Source organism: Streptomyces sp. NPDC053541 (genome assembly GCF_044544705.1).
Taxonomy (GTDB): Bacteria; Actinomycetota; Actinomycetes; order Streptomycetales; family Streptomycetaceae; genus Streptomyces.
In genome coordinates this window covers 127,981-141,378 of record NZ_JBITXM010000013.1, presented here as the reverse complement: position 1 = coordinate 141,378, position 13,398 = coordinate 127,981, and the positions used below count along the sequence as shown (strand labels likewise).

Genomic DNA, 13,398 nt, shown 5'->3' with positions numbered 1-13,398 from the left:
CACGGGCGTTTCCCGGGCCGGGGCGGCGGCCGGGCGATTCACGGGTCGGCGCGATTGGGGCAAAGCGGGGCGGGGGAGTGTGTAGCTTGCCGGGCAGGGTGGCCGGGGGAAGGCCGGCCCGGGGATGGGGGAGCGAACGATGGGCGTACGGCTCATGGTGGTCGACGACCACCGACTGCACGCGGAGGCGCTGGCCTCGGCGCTGAAGCTGCGCGGGCACCGGGTGCTCGCCGCGGCGGCGCCGGTGGCCGGGGCCGCGGAGCTGGTGGTGAGCCGCGCGCCCGAGGTCTGTCTGCTCGGCACGGCCTCGCCCGCCGAACCGGGCACCTTCGACCCGGTGGTGCGGATCAAGCGCGAGCGCCCGCAGATCGCCGTGGTGGTGCTCGGGCCGGTGCCGTCGCCGCGCGGGATCGCCGCCGCGTTCGCCGCCGGCGCGTCCGGGTACGTGCGCCACGACGAGCGGATCGAGGGCGTGGAGCGCGCGCTGGTGAAGGCGCGCGCGGGCGAGGCGGCGGTGGCCCCGCAGCTGATCCAGGGCGCCTTCGCGGAGCTGCTCAACCCGACCGCGCAGCCCGACGACGAGGGGCAGCGGCTGCTGCGCCTGCTGACCCCGCGCGAGGCGGAGGTGCTGGTCCGGGTCGCGGAGGGCGAGGACACCCGGGTGATCGCGGCGGGCATGGCGATCGCCCCCAGCACGGCGCGCACCCATGTGCAGCGGGTGCTGATGAAGCTGGGCGTGGGCTCCCGCCTGGAGGCGGCGGCGCTGGCGGCCCGCACGGGACTCCTGGACCGGGTGCCCGTCCAGAGGGCGTGACGGACGACGGGACGGACGGAGGGTCGGACGGTGGTCCGGCGGGTCGTCCGGCGCTCGGTGTTGACCACCGATGTTTGATTGTGGTTTTTTGTGGGTGGTTCTGTTGGGAAGAGGCTGAGGAGCCGCCCGCCGTGAAGAAGGCCGTGCAGAAGACCACCACCCGCCTCGCCGACGGGCGCGAGATCGTCTACTACGACACCGGGGGCGCCGCCTCCGGGCACGCCGCCGCCGTCGACCGGCGCGACCTCGACCCCGTGGTCTCGGCCTCCGAGGTCCGCCACGACCCGCTGCTCGGCGAGCACGTCGCCATCGCCTCCCACCGGCAGGGCCGCACCTACCACCCGCCCGCCGACAGCTGCCCGCTCTGCCCCACCACCGACGCCTGGCTGAGCGAGATCCCGGCCGCGGACTACGAGGTCGTCGTCTTCGAGAACCGCTTCCCGTCCCTCTCCGGCGCCAACGGGCGCTGCGAAGTGGTCTGCTTCACCTCCGACCACCACGCCTCCTTCGCCGAACTGAGCGAGGAGCGCGCCGCCCTGGTCCTGGCCGCCTGGACCGACCGCACCGCCGAACTGTCCGCCCGCCCCGGCGTCGCACAGGTCTACTGCTTCGAGAACCGCGGCGCCGAGATCGGCGTCACCCTCGCCCACCCCCACGGGCAGGTGTACGCCTTCCCCTTCGTCACCCCGCGCACCACAACCATGCTCCGCACCGCCGCCGCCCACCGCGCCGCCACCGGCCGCAACCTCTTCGAGGACGTGCTCGCCGAGGAGCGGGCCGGCCCCCGGGTGGTGCTCGCCGGCGAGCACTGGACGGCCTACGTCCCGTACGCCGCGCGCTGGCCGTACGAGGTGCACCTGCACCCGCACCGGCGGACCGCCGACCTCACCGGGCTCGACCCGGCGGCCCGCGCCGAGTTCCCCGCCGTCTACCTGGAGCTGCTGCGCCGCTTCGACCGGATCTTCGGCCCGGACGCGCCCCCGACCCCGTACATCTCGGCCTGGCACCAGGCCCCGGTCACCGGCGCGGGCCGCGAGGAGTTCGCGCTGCACCTGGAACTCTTCACCGTCCGGCGGGCCTCCGGCCGGCTGAAGTACCTCGCCGGCACCGAGTCCGGCATGGGAGCGTTCATGAACGACGTGTCGCCCGAGTCCGCGGCCGACCGGCTCCGGGAGGTGGCGAGCAGGTGAGCAGGTACCTGGTGACCGGCGGGGCCGGTTACGTGGGCGGCACGGTGGCGGCCCACCTCCTTCGGGCGGGGCACGAGGTCACCGTCCTCGACGACCTGTCCACCGGCTTCCGCGCGGGCGTGCCCGCCGGGGCCGCCTTCGTCGAGGGCCGGATCCAGGAAGCCGCGCGGTGGCTCGACCCGAGCTACGACGGCGTGCTGCACCTCGCCGCCTTCTCGCAGGTCGGCGAGTCCGTCGCCCGGCCCGAGAAGTACTGGGAGAACAACGTCGGCGGCACCATGGCGCTGCTCGCCGCCATGCGCGCGGCCGGGGTGCGCAAGCTGGTCTTCTCCTCCACCGCCGCGACCTACGGCGAGCCGGAGAGCGTGCCGGTCACGGAGGCCGCGCCGACCGCGCCCACCAGCCCGTACGGGGCGACCAAGCTGGCCGTCGACCACATGATCGGCGGCGAGTGCGCCGCGCACGGCCTGGCCGCCGTCTCGCTGCGCTACTTCAACGTGGCCGGCGCGTACGGGGACTGCGGCGAGCGGCACGAGCCCGAGTCGCACCTGATCCCGCTGGTGCTTCAGGTCGCCCTCGGCCGGCGCGAGGCGATCCACGTCCACGGCGACGACTACCCGACGCCCGACGGCACCTGCGTCCGCGACTACATCCACGTCGCCGACCTCGCCGAGGCCCATCTGCGGGCCCTGGACGCGATGACCGCCGGCGAGCACCTGATCTGCAACCTCGGCAACGGCAACGGCTTCTCCGTCCGCGAGGTCGTCGACACCGTCCGCGAGGTCACCGGCCACCCGGTGCCCGAGGTGGTGGCAGCCCGCCGGCCCGGCGACCCGGCCGTGCTCGTGGCCTCCGCCGCCACCGCCCGCGAGCGCCTCGGCTGGACCCCGTCCCGGCCGGACCTCAGGGCCATCGTCGAGGACGCCTGGGCGTTCGCCCGGAAGCAGCACACCGAACGGTCCGAGCAGGCACAGGGGTAGGGGAGAGGCATGAGCGAGGGTGTCGCGGCGGAGTTCCGCGCGCTGTACGGGTCCGGGCCCGAGGGGATCTGGGCCGCGCCGGGGCGGGTCAACCTGATCGGGGAGTACACCGACTTCAACGAGGGCTTCGTGCTCCCCCTGGCCCTGCCGCACACCACCGTGGCCGCGGTCTCCCGCCGGGACGACGGCGTGCTGCGGCTGCACTCCCGCGACGTGCCGGGCGATCCGGTACGCCTCGACCCCGCCGCCCTGGAGCCCGGCGCGGTCGAGGGCTGGGCCGCCTACCCGGCCGGGGTGGTGTGGGCGCTGCGCACGGCGGGGCATCCGGTGGGCGGCGCCGACGTGCACGTGGCGTCCACCGTGCCGACCGGCGCGGGCCTGTCCTCCTCGGCGGCCCTGGAGGTCGTCACCGCGCTCGCCCTGAACGAGCTGTACGGCCTCGGCCTCGGCCGCCCGGAACTCGCGCTGCTCGCCCAGCGCGCCGAGAACGCCTTCGTCGGCGTGCCGTGCGGGGTGATGGACCAGATGGCCTCGGCCTGCGCGACCGAGGGCCACGCGCTCCACCTGGACACCCGCGACCTCGCGTACCGCCAGGTGCCCTTCGACCTCGCCGCGCACGGACTGCGGCTGCTCGTCGTGGACACCCGGGTCGGCCACGCGCTCGGGGACGGCGCGTACGCGGAGCGGCGCGCCGGCTGCGAGGCGGGCGCGCGGGCGCTCGGGGTGCGCGCGCTGCGCGAGGTGGACCCCGAGCAGCTGCCCGAGGCCCTCGGCCGGCTGACCGACGAAACGGTGCGCCGGTACGTACGGCACGTGGTCACCGACAACGCGCGCGTGGCGCGGGTCATCGAGCTGCTCGACGCGGGCGACCCCCGCGCGGTCGGCCCGCTGCTCGTCGAGGGCCACGCCTCGCTCCGGGACGACCTGCGGGTGTCCTGCCCGGAGCTGGACCTCGCGGTCGAGACGGCGGTCGCGGCCGGCGCGCTCGGCGCGCGTATGACCGGCGGCGGCTTCGGCGGCTCCGCGGTGGTGCTGGTGGCCGAGGCGGCCGCGGAGGAGGTCGCGGCGGCGGTGACGAAGGCCTTCCTCGGCGCCGGGTTCGCCGCGCCGCGGGTCTTCCCGGTCGTGCCGGGGGCCGGGGCGCGCCGGCTCGTTTGAGCGCGTACGGGCACGCGTGCGGGTGGAGTTCCGGGATTTTCCCGCGGGGCGCCGGGGGCGCCCCTAGTCTGGTCGCAGCGCCGGTGGGGGCCGGTGCTGTTCAGGGGTATCGAGACCCGCCGGGTACGGCGCCCGGGGCGGGGGTATGCGTCTGGCACGGCGGCGGCCGTGCCGTCGGCGGCCCGCTCCCGGCGTCGTGCCCGTGCCGGGGCCGTTCCTCGACCACATGAGGGGTGTCCGTGGCCCGTATCCGGGTTCTGGTGGTGGACGACCACCGGGTCTTCGCCGAGTCGCTCGCCGCCGCCCTCGCGGCGGAGCCCGATGTCGAGGTCGCCGCCGCGGGCAGCGGACCGGCCGCGCTGCGCTGTCTGGACCGGGCGGCCGCGGAGGGGCGGCGCTTCGACGTGATGCTCGTGGACGCCGACCTGGGCTCCGGTGACGGCATCGAACTGGTCGGGCAGGTCCGGGAGGGCCGGCCCGGGCTGCGCGGCGTGGTGCTCGCCGAGAAGGACGACGCCCGGCGGGCGGCGCTCGCGCTGCAGGCCGGGGCCTGGGGCTGGGTGGCCAAGGACAGCTCGCTGCAGCGGCTGCTCGCGGTGGTGCGGGGCGTGCTCAGGGACGAGACGCACCTGCCGCCGGCGCTGCTGACCGGGGTGCTGCGGGAGCTGACGGAGGCGCGTCGGCACCGGACCGAGAGCGAGCGGCTGGTGGAGTCGCTGACCCCGCGCGAGCGGGAGGTGCTGCGCTGCATGGTGGCGGGGCTGGGCCGCAAGGCGGTCGCGGAGCGCCTGTTCCTGTCGCCGCACACGGTCCGTACGCACATGCAGAACGTGCTGGGGAAGCTGGGCGTGCACTCGACGCTCGCGGCCGTGGCGCTGGCGCGGCGGGCCGGGGTGGACCCGGCGGAGGACCCGGCGCCGGCGGCCGGGCCGCCGCTAGCCGGGGATGTTGTCGAACGGGGCGGTCAACTGGCGTAGCAGATCGGCCAGTTCGCCGCGCTGGGTGCGGGAGAGCCGGGCCAGGATGGCGCGCTCCTGGGCGAGCAGTCCGGCCAGCGCCTGGTCGGCGCGGTCGCGGCCCTCGGGGGTCAGCCGGACCAGCACGCCGCGCCGGTCGCTGGGGTCGGGCAGCCGCTCGACCAGGCCCTTCTTGGCGAGCCGGTCGATGCGGTTGGTCATGGTGCCCGAGGTGACCAGGGTCTGGGTGAGCAGCTGGCCGGGGGAGAGCTGGTAGGGCGCGCCGGCCCGGCGCAGCGAGGTGAGGACGTCGAACTCCCAGGGCTCCAGCTGGTGCTCGGAGAAGGCGAGTCGACGAGCGCGGTCGAGGTGGCGGGCCAGGCGTGAGACGCGGCTGAGCACCTCGAGCGGTTCCACGTCGAGGTCCGGGCGCTCGCGGCGCCATGCAGCGACCAACCGGTCGACCTCGTCCTCCATGGCGATCAGTGTAGAGGGTCTGTTGACATAAAGTCTCTTGAAAGTGAGTATCTCGACGCCAAGTCTCTCGATATCAAGTCTCTTGACATCGAGATATAGTCTTCTGGACTATGGGGAAGAGACGGCCCGGAACTCCGTTCCGTTTCGGCCACTCGTTCCTGCAAGGGGGCTTCGAACATGTATTCCGTGGACTCCGCCGCACCGACCTGGGACCCACAGCAGTACCTGCGGCACGCGGGCCACCGCACCCGGCCGTTCCTCGACCTGCTCGCCCGAATACCGCAGCTGCCGAACCAGCGGCGCCCCGCCCGCATCGCCGACATCGGCTGCGGACCGGGCAACGTCACCGTCCTCCTCGCCGACCGCTGGCCCGACGCGCACATCACCGGCTTCGACCTCTCGCCCGAGATGCTGGAACGGGCCGGAAAGGACTGGGCCGGCACCACCTCCGGCGGCGGCTGGCTCGACTTCCGGCAGGCCGACGCGGCCCACTGGACACCCGACGAGCCCTACGACCTGATCGTCTCCAACGCCGCCCTCCAGTGGGTGCCCAACCACCCCGAGTCCTTCCCCCTCTGGATCGACGGCCTGCGCCCCGGCGGCACCCTCGCCTTCCAGGTCCCCGGCAACTTCACCTCGCCCAGCCACGCCCTGCTCGGCGAACTGTGCGAACGCCCCGAATGGCGCGACCGCCTCGGCGACCAGGGCCGCCGCTACGTCCACATCCTCGACTCCGCCGACTACCTCCAGCGCCTCGCGGACCTCGGCTGCGCCACCGACGTCTGGGAGACCACCTACATCCAGCTGCTCCCCGGCGAGGACCCCGTCCTCGACTGGGTCAAGGGCACCGCCCTGCGCCCCGTCCTCACCGCCCTGCGCGAGGACCCCGAGGCCACCGAGGCCTTCCTGACCCAGTACCGCGACCTGCTGCGCGACGCCTACCCCCCGGGCCGCCACGGCACCGCCTTCCCGTTCCGCCGGATCTTCGCCGTCGCCCGGAAGGCGGCCTGATGCCGGTCACCGTCACCCGCGTCCCGGAATGAGCCGGGGGCGGGGCGCCGTGCGCGGCGCCCCGCCCCCACCACCGGGCCGGCGGGCCTCGGCCCTTCAGCTCTTCCGGTGCCCTATCAGGCGCGGTTTCTGTTCCAGGCCGTCCAGGCCGTGCCAGGCCAGGTTGACCAGGTGGGCGGCGACCTCCGCCTTCTTCGGTTTGCGGACGTCGAGCCACCACTGGCCCGTGAGGGCCACGCTGCCGACCAGGGCCTGGGCGTACAGCGGGGCGAGCTTCGGGTCGAAGCCGCGGGCCTTGAACTCCAGGCCCAGGATGTCCTCGACCTGCGTGGCGATGTCGCTGATCAGCGACGCGAACGTGCCCGTCGACTGGGCCACCGGCGAATCCCGCACCAGGATCCGGAACCCGTCCGTGTACCGCTCGATGTAGTCGAGCAGCGCGAACGCCGCCTGCTCAAGCAGCTCCCGCGGATGGCCCGCCGTCAGCGCGCCCGTCACCATGTCGAGCAGCTGGCGCATCTCCCGGTCCACCACGACCGCGTACAGGCCCTCCTTGCCGCCGAAGTGCTCGTACACCACCGGCTTGGACACCCCGGCCTTCGCCGCGATCTCCTCCACCGACGTGCCCTCGAAGCCCTTCTCCGCGAAGAGCGTCCGGCCGATGTCCAGAAGCTGCTCCCGGCGCTCGGCGCCGGTCATCCTCACCCGGCGGCCACGCCGGGGCTTCTGCTCGCTGCCGCTGCTGGAACTGCCGTCGATCGCCACGTCGTCCATCATGCCGCGTCGGCGGGCGCGGCCTGGCGCCGGGCGTCGATCCGCGCCCGCGCCGGCCAGCGCACGTCATACGCCCAGCCCAGCCGCTCGAACCAGCGGATCAGCCGCGCGCTGGAGTCCACCTGCCCCTTCAGCACCCCGTGCCGCGCCGACGTCGGGTCCGCGTGGTGCAGGTTGTGCCAGGACTCCCCGCACGACAGCACCGCCAGCCACCACACGTTCCCCGAACGGTCCCGCGACTTGAACGGACGCTTGCCCACCGCGTGACAGATCGAGTTGATCGACCACGTCACGTGGTGCAGCAGCGCCACCCGCACCAGCGAGCCCCAGAAGAACGCCGTGAACGCGCCCCACCACGACCACGTCACCAGACCGCCCACCAGCGGCGGAATCGCCAGCGACACCACCGTCCACAGCACGAACTGCCGCGAGATCGTCCGGATCGCCGGGTCCTTGATCAGATCCGGCGCGTACTTGTGCTGCGGCGTCTGCTCCTCGTCGAACATCCAGCCGATGTGCGCCCACCACAGCCCCTTCATCAGGGCCGGCACCGTCTCCCCGAACCGCCACGGCGAATGCGGGTCGCCCTCCGCGTCCGAGAACCGGTGGTGCTTGCGGTGATCCGCCACCCACCGCACCAGCGGCCCCTCCACCGCCAGCGACCCCATGATCGCCAGCGCGATCCGCAGCGGCCGCTTCGCCTTGAACGAGCCGTGCGTGAAGTAGCGGTGGAAACCGATCGTGATCCCGTGGCAGCCGATGAAGTACATCGCCGTCATCAGCCCCAGATCCAGCCAGCTCACCCCCCAGCCCCAGGCCAGCGGCACCGCCGCGACCAGCGCCAGGAAGGGCACCGTGATGAACAGCAGCAGCGTGATCTGCTCGATCGAACGCTTGTTGTCCCCGCCCAGCGTGGCGGAGGGCAGGGCCTGAGCGGTGTCGGACGCCTCGGACTGCGACGACTCCGAGGTCACCTCGGGGCTAGTGGTCATGGGGGTCCCCTGGGGGGTGAGGGTGAGGAAAGGAACGCCGTGGCTACGGTCCCGTAACCTACGGCGACGTAAGTATGGCAGCGCCTCGGCGCGCGGCAAGAGCGCCAAAGGCGGGGCGTCGCCCGCGCCGCGACCGCGGACACCTATCCTGGGTGCGTCGGACAGCGCGGTCCGCAAGCCTCCAGTACCCCTCCAGACGTGCTCAAACACTGCAAGGAGCCGCACCTGTGAGCAGTGCCGACCAGACCCCCACCGCCAGCGCCGAGCTGCGTTCCGACATCCGCCGACTGGGCGACCTCCTCGGCGAGACCCTCGTCCGCCAGGAAGGACCGGACCTCCTCGACCTCGTCGAGAAGGTCCGCCGCCTCACCCGCGAGGACGGCGACGCCGCCGCCGAACTGCTGCGCGGCACGGAACTCGAGACCGCCGCCAAGCTCGTACGCGCGTTCTCCACCTACTTCCACCTCGCCAACGTCACCGAGCAGGTCCACCGCGGCCGCGAACTCCGCGAGAAGCGCGCCGCCGAGGGCGGCCTCCTCGCCCGCACCGCCGACATGCTCAAGGACGGCGACCCCGCCCACGTACGCGAGACGATCAAGAACCTCAACGTACGGCCGGTGTTCACCGCCCACCCCACCGAGGCCGCCCGCCGCTCCGTCCTCAACAAGCTCCGCCGCATCGGAGCCCTCCTGGAGACCCCGGTGAGCGTCGCCGACCGGCGCCGCACCGACCTCCGGCTCGCCGAGAACATCGACCTCATCTGGCAGACCGACGAGCTCCGCGTCGTCCGCCCCGAGCCCGCCGACGAGGCCCGCAACGCCATCTACTACCTCGACGAGCTGCACGCGGGCGCCGTCGGCGACGTCCTGGAGGACCTCGCCGCCGAACTCGAGCGCGTCGGCTTCGAGCTCCCCGCCGGCACCCGCCCCCTCACCTTCGGCACCTGGATCGGCGGCGACCGCGACGGCAACCCCAACGTCACCCCCCAGGTCACCTGGGACGTGCTGATCCTCCAGCACGAGCACGGCATCACCGACGCCCTCGAACTCGTCGACTACCTGCGCGGACTGCTCTCCAACTCCATCCGCTACGCCGGCGCCACCGACGAGCTCCTGGAGTCCCTCCAGACCGACCTGGAACGCCTCCCCGAGATCAGCCCCCGCTACAAGCGCCTCAACGCCGAGGAGCCCTACCGGCTCAAGGTCACCTGCGTCCGCCAGAAGCTCCTCAACACCCGCGAACGCCTCGCCAAGGGCACCCCCCACCAGGACGGCCGCGACTACCTCGGCACCGCCGAACTCCTCCGCGACCTCACCCTCATCCAGACCTCCCTGCGCGCCCACCGCGGCGGCCTCTTCGCCGACGGCCGCATGGACCGCACCATCCGCACCCTCGCCGCCTTCGGCCTCCAGCTCGCCACCATGGACGTCCGCGAACACGCCGACGCCCACCACCACGCCCTCGGCCAGCTCTTCGACCGGCTCGGCGAGGAGTCCTGGCGCTACGCCGACATGCCGCGCGACTACCGGCAGAAGCTCCTCGCCAAGGAACTGCGCTCCCGCCGCCCCCTCGCCCCCACCCCGGCCCCGCTCGACGCCGCCGGCGAGAAGACCCTCGGCGTCTTCCAGACCGTCAAGAAGGCCCTCGCCGTCTTCGGCCCCGAGGTCATCGAGTCCTACATCATCTCCATGTGCCAGGGCGCCGACGACGTCTTCGCCGCCGCCGTCCTCGCCCGCGAGGCCGGCCTGATCGACCTCCACGCCGGCTGGGCCAAGATCGGCATCGTCCCGCTCCTGGAGACCACCGACGAGCTCCGCGCCGCCGACGTCATCCTCAACGACATGCTCGCCGACCCCTCCTACCGCCGCCTCGTCTCGCTCCGCGGCGACGTCCAGGAGGTCATGCTCGGCTACTCCGACTCCTCCAAGTTCGGCGGCATCACCACCAGCCAGTGGGAGATCCACCGCGCCCAGCGGCGCCTGCGCGACGTCGCCCACCGCTACGGCGTACGGCTCCGCCTCTTCCACGGCCGCGGCGGCACCGTCGGCCGCGGCGGCGGCCCCTCCCACGACGCCATCCTCGCCCAGCCCTGGGGCACCCTGGAGGGCGAGATCAAGGTGACCGAGCAGGGCGAGGTCATCTCCGACAAGTACCTCATCCCGTCCCTCGCCCGCGAGAACCTCGAACTGACCGTCGCCGCCACCCTGCAGGCCTCCGCCCTGCACACCGCGCCGCGCCAGTCCGACGAGGCCCTCGCCCGCTGGGACGCCGCCATGGACACCGTCTCCGACGCCGCCCACTCCGCCTACCGGCGCCTCGTCGAGGACCCCGACCTCCCCGCGTACTTCTTCGCCTCCACCCCCGTCGACCAGCTCGCCGACCTCCACCTCGGCTCCCGGCCCTCCCGCCGGCCCGACTCCGGCGCCGGACTTGACGGACTCCGCGCCATCCCGTGGGTCTTCGGCTGGACCCAGTCCCGCCAGATCGTCCCCGGCTGGTTCGGCGTCGGCTCCGGCCTCAAGGCCCTGCGCGAGGCCGGCCTCGACGCCGTCCTCGGCGAGATGTACGAACGCTGGCACTTCTTCCGCAACTTCCTCTCCAACGTCGAGATGACGCTGGCCAAGACGGACCTGCGGATCGCCCGCCACTACGTCGACACCCTCGTCCCCGACCGGCTCAAGCACGTCTTCGACACCATCGAGGCCGAGCACGCCCTCACCGTCGAAGAGGTCCTCAAGGTCACCGGCGGCGAGCGCCTGCTCGACTCCAACCCCGTCCTCCAGCAGACCTTCGCCATCCGCGACGCCTACCTGGACCCGATCTCCTACCTCCAGGTCGCCCTCCTCGCCCGCCAGCGCACCGCCGCCGAACGCGGCGAGGACCCCGACCCGCTCCTCTCCCGCGCCCTGCTCCTCACGGTCAACGGCGTGGCGGCGGGCCTGCGCAACACCGGCTGATCCCGTCCCCTACGCACGACGGTGCCCCCGCCGGAGCCAGGCTCCGACGGGGGCACCGTCACCACGTCAGTGCTGCTGCGCCTTCTTGCGGCGCGTCACCAGGAACGCACCGGCGGCCGCGAGGGCCACGGCGACACCCGCGATGATGCCGACGGGGGCGCTGGAACCGGTCTCGGCGAGGTTGCCCGAGTCACCGCCCGTGGAGCCGCCGTTGGCGGTGCCGGCCGGGGCGGTGGCCGACGGGGTGCCGGACGGGGTGTCCGTGGCGCCCGGGGTGCCCGACGTGCCCGTGCTCGGCGTGCCCGAGGGGGTGCCGGACGGCGTGCCCGACGGGGTGCCGGAGGGGGTGCCCGACGGCGTCCCGGACGGCGTGGGCTGCTCGCCCGGCGCGCACTTGGTCTTGAAGACCTTGTGCTTGGCCCGGCCGTTCTCGTCGTCGAAGTTCCAGAACAGCTTGTACTGGCCGTCCGGGAGGGTCATGTCCTCGGTGCGCTCGTGGCCGGAGCCGTCGAGGACGAGGCTGCCCTCCTTGACCGTGGTGCCCTTGTCCTGGTCGTTGTTGGCCCAGGCCTCGATGTGCCACGTGACCTTCTGGGCACCGTCGAACTGGAAGCCGTCGAGGTAGAAGACGCACGTCTTCGGCTCGTTCTTGTGCAGCTCTTCGCCGGTCTTGGCATCGTGGATCTTCACGTTGCCGTTGTCGCCACCCGGGTCCTTGGGGCCCGTCGCGAAGGCGCTGGGCGCCAGGACCAGGGAGCCCGCCATGGCCGCGACGAGCGCGCCGGCGGGAATGAGGGATCGTCGCATGTGCAGTCGTCCATCTGAAGTGAGGAAGGATGCCGTGTGGGAGGTGGCGTGGGCAGCCTATCCATCGCTCTAAGTCACCCTTAAGCCAAGGGGCGATAACGATTCGGCTGGAACCGGCCACGGTGTCCGAAAACGACTAGAGCGCGAAGAACGCCCCCAGCAACAACACCGCCCCCACACCCGCCACCGACCACGCCGTCCGCACCAGCCGCAGCCCGCCCCCGACCAACGGCGCCGCCAGCAACAGCGCACCGCCCAGCGGCAACCACGCGTGCAGACCGCCACCCCAGCCCGTACGCACCGCCTCGTCCGTACCCGGCTTCACCACCACCGGCAGCGTCTCGCCCTTCTCCGCCGCCACCGAGTGCGCGATCCGCAACGTGTGGTGCCGCGAAGCCGGGTCCTCGGAGACGTAACGCCCGCTGCACGTCTCCTCGTTGCAACCGGTCACCGTCAACGTCCCGTGCTCCCGGCCCTTCGACAACAGCACGTGCTGGGCCGTCTGCCAGGACGTCCACACCCCCGCGACGACGAGGAGCAGGGCGACGAGGACCATGGCGGCGTTACGGGCATGCGTCATGACCCGCGATCGTACAGTCGTACCCCCGCCGCGCCGACCCTACGCGTTGTACGCCGACTGCGCCCGCTCCAGACCCTCCGTCACCAGGCACTCCACCGCGTCCGCCGCCCGGTCCACGAAATAGTCCAGCTCCTTGCGCTCCGTCGACGAGAAGTCCTTCAGCACGAAGTCCGCCACCTGCATCCGCCCCGGCGGCCGCCCGATCCCGAACCGCAGCCGGTGATAGTCCGCACCCATCGACTTCGTCATCGACTTCAGACCGTTGTGCCCGTTGTCCCCGCCGCCGATCTTCAGCCGCAGCACCCCGTAGTCGATGTCCAGCTCGTCATGGACCGCCACCACGTGCGCCGTCGGCACCTTGTAGAAGTCCCGCAGCGCCGTCACCGGACCGCCCGACAGATTCATGTACGACATGGGCTTGGCCAGCACCACCCGCCGGTTCGCCGGCCCGGGCGGACCGATCCGGCCCTCCACCACCTGCGCCTGCGCCTTCCCCGCGCGCTTGAACTTCCCGCCCATCCGCTCGGCGAGCAGATCCACCACCATGAAGCCCACGTTGTGCCGGTTGCCCGCGTACTCCGGGCCCGGATTGCCGAGGCCGACGATCAGCCAGGGGGCGTTCGCGTCGTCCGTCATCTGCGTCTCGTCTCCTCGTATCCGTACTCGTCCGTACCGGCACAGCGAAACGGGGTGACCGGCCGC

At 72.8% G+C, this 13,398-nt stretch carries 13 protein-coding genes; 7 read left to right on the top strand and 6 right to left on the bottom strand.

The window, feature by feature from the left end:
• The first annotated feature begins 139 nt into the window (after nucleotides 1-139).
• The 5 genes from ACIGW2_RS31265 (at nucleotide 140) to ACIGW2_RS31245 (ending at nucleotide 5,119) form a co-directional block, all read left to right on the top strand.
• Entirely contained in the window at nucleotides 140-814 is a 675-nt protein-coding gene (locus ACIGW2_RS31265) for a LuxR C-terminal-related transcriptional regulator (protein ID WP_391654624.1), read from the top strand.
• A 143-nt stretch (nucleotides 815-957) separates the two neighbouring features.
• Complete coding sequence (gene galT / locus ACIGW2_RS31260) at nucleotides 958-2,004, top strand: galactose-1-phosphate uridylyltransferase (RefSeq protein ID WP_399847581.1); 1,047 nt, start codon at nucleotides 958-960, stop codon at nucleotides 2,002-2,004.
• On the top strand, nucleotides 2,001-2,984 hold the full coding sequence (galE, locus tag ACIGW2_RS31255) for a UDP-glucose 4-epimerase GalE (RefSeq protein WP_399847358.1): 984 nt from the start codon (nucleotides 2,001-2,003) through the stop codon (nucleotides 2,982-2,984). Before galT ends, galE begins: the two co-directional genes overlap by 4 nt.
• A 9-nt stretch (nucleotides 2,985-2,993) precedes the next feature.
• A complete protein-coding gene (gene galK / locus ACIGW2_RS31250) occupies nucleotides 2,994-4,142 on the top strand; it encodes a galactokinase (RefSeq protein ID WP_391654622.1) in 1,149 nt (382 codons plus the stop codon).
• A 239-nt stretch (nucleotides 4,143-4,381) separates the two neighbouring features.
• Nucleotides 4,382-5,119, top strand: coding sequence for a LuxR C-terminal-related transcriptional regulator (locus tag ACIGW2_RS31245; RefSeq protein WP_391654621.1), 738 nt, complete (start codon nucleotides 4,382-4,384; stop codon nucleotides 5,117-5,119).
• Here ACIGW2_RS31245 and ACIGW2_RS31240 read toward each other — a convergent pair.
• On the bottom strand, nucleotides 5,078-5,575 hold the full coding sequence (locus tag ACIGW2_RS31240) for a MarR family transcriptional regulator (protein WP_356064338.1): 498 nt from the start codon (nucleotides 5,573-5,575) through the stop codon (nucleotides 5,078-5,080). The two genes, ACIGW2_RS31245 and ACIGW2_RS31240, sit on opposite strands and share 42 nt — an antisense overlap.
• A 177-nt stretch (nucleotides 5,576-5,752) precedes the next feature.
• Between ACIGW2_RS31240 and ACIGW2_RS31235 the strand changes: the two genes are divergently transcribed.
• Complete coding sequence (locus ACIGW2_RS31235) at nucleotides 5,753-6,586, top strand: trans-aconitate 2-methyltransferase (RefSeq protein ID WP_399847355.1); 834 nt, start codon at nucleotides 5,753-5,755, stop codon at nucleotides 6,584-6,586.
• Nucleotides 6,587-6,682: 96 nt separating this feature from the next.
• Here ACIGW2_RS31235 and ACIGW2_RS31230 read toward each other — a convergent pair whose 3' ends face one another.
• Nucleotides 6,683-7,360, bottom strand: a complete 678-nt coding sequence (locus tag ACIGW2_RS31230) for a TetR/AcrR family transcriptional regulator (protein ID WP_356064419.1) — start codon at nucleotides 7,358-7,360, stop codon at nucleotides 6,683-6,685.
• A complete protein-coding gene (locus tag ACIGW2_RS31225) occupies nucleotides 7,360-8,352 on the bottom strand; it encodes an acyl-CoA desaturase (RefSeq protein WP_391654620.1) in 993 nt (330 codons plus the stop codon). Before ACIGW2_RS31225 ends, ACIGW2_RS31230 begins: the two co-directional genes overlap by 1 nt.
• 227 nt (nucleotides 8,353-8,579) lie before the next feature.
• On the opposite strand from ACIGW2_RS31225, the gene ppc reads away from it, so the two are divergent.
• Nucleotides 8,580-11,309 (top strand): phosphoenolpyruvate carboxylase, encoded by a 2,730-nt coding sequence (gene ppc / locus ACIGW2_RS31220; RefSeq protein WP_391654619.1) that lies wholly within the window; start codon nucleotides 8,580-8,582, stop codon nucleotides 11,307-11,309.
• Between the two features lie 66 nt (nucleotides 11,310-11,375).
• Here ppc and ACIGW2_RS31215 read toward each other — a convergent pair whose 3' ends face one another.
• The 3 genes from ACIGW2_RS31215 to pth form a co-directional block, all read right to left on the bottom strand.
• Complete coding sequence (locus tag ACIGW2_RS31215) at nucleotides 11,376-12,116, bottom strand: LPXTG cell wall anchor domain-containing protein (RefSeq protein ID WP_399847350.1); 741 nt, start codon at nucleotides 12,114-12,116, stop codon at nucleotides 11,376-11,378.
• A gap of 136 nt (nucleotides 12,117-12,252) precedes the next feature.
• Nucleotides 12,253-12,696, bottom strand: a complete 444-nt coding sequence (locus ACIGW2_RS31210) for a hypothetical protein (protein ID WP_391654617.1) — start codon at nucleotides 12,694-12,696, stop codon at nucleotides 12,253-12,255.
• Nucleotides 12,697-12,735: 39 nt separating this feature from the next.
• Nucleotides 12,736-13,332 carry an aminoacyl-tRNA hydrolase gene (gene pth, locus ACIGW2_RS31205; protein WP_361585743.1) on the bottom strand — a complete coding sequence of 199 codons (597 nt, stop codon included), beginning with the start codon at nucleotides 13,330-13,332 and terminating at the stop codon, nucleotides 12,736-12,738.
• Nucleotides 13,333-13,398: the final 66 nt, after the last annotated feature.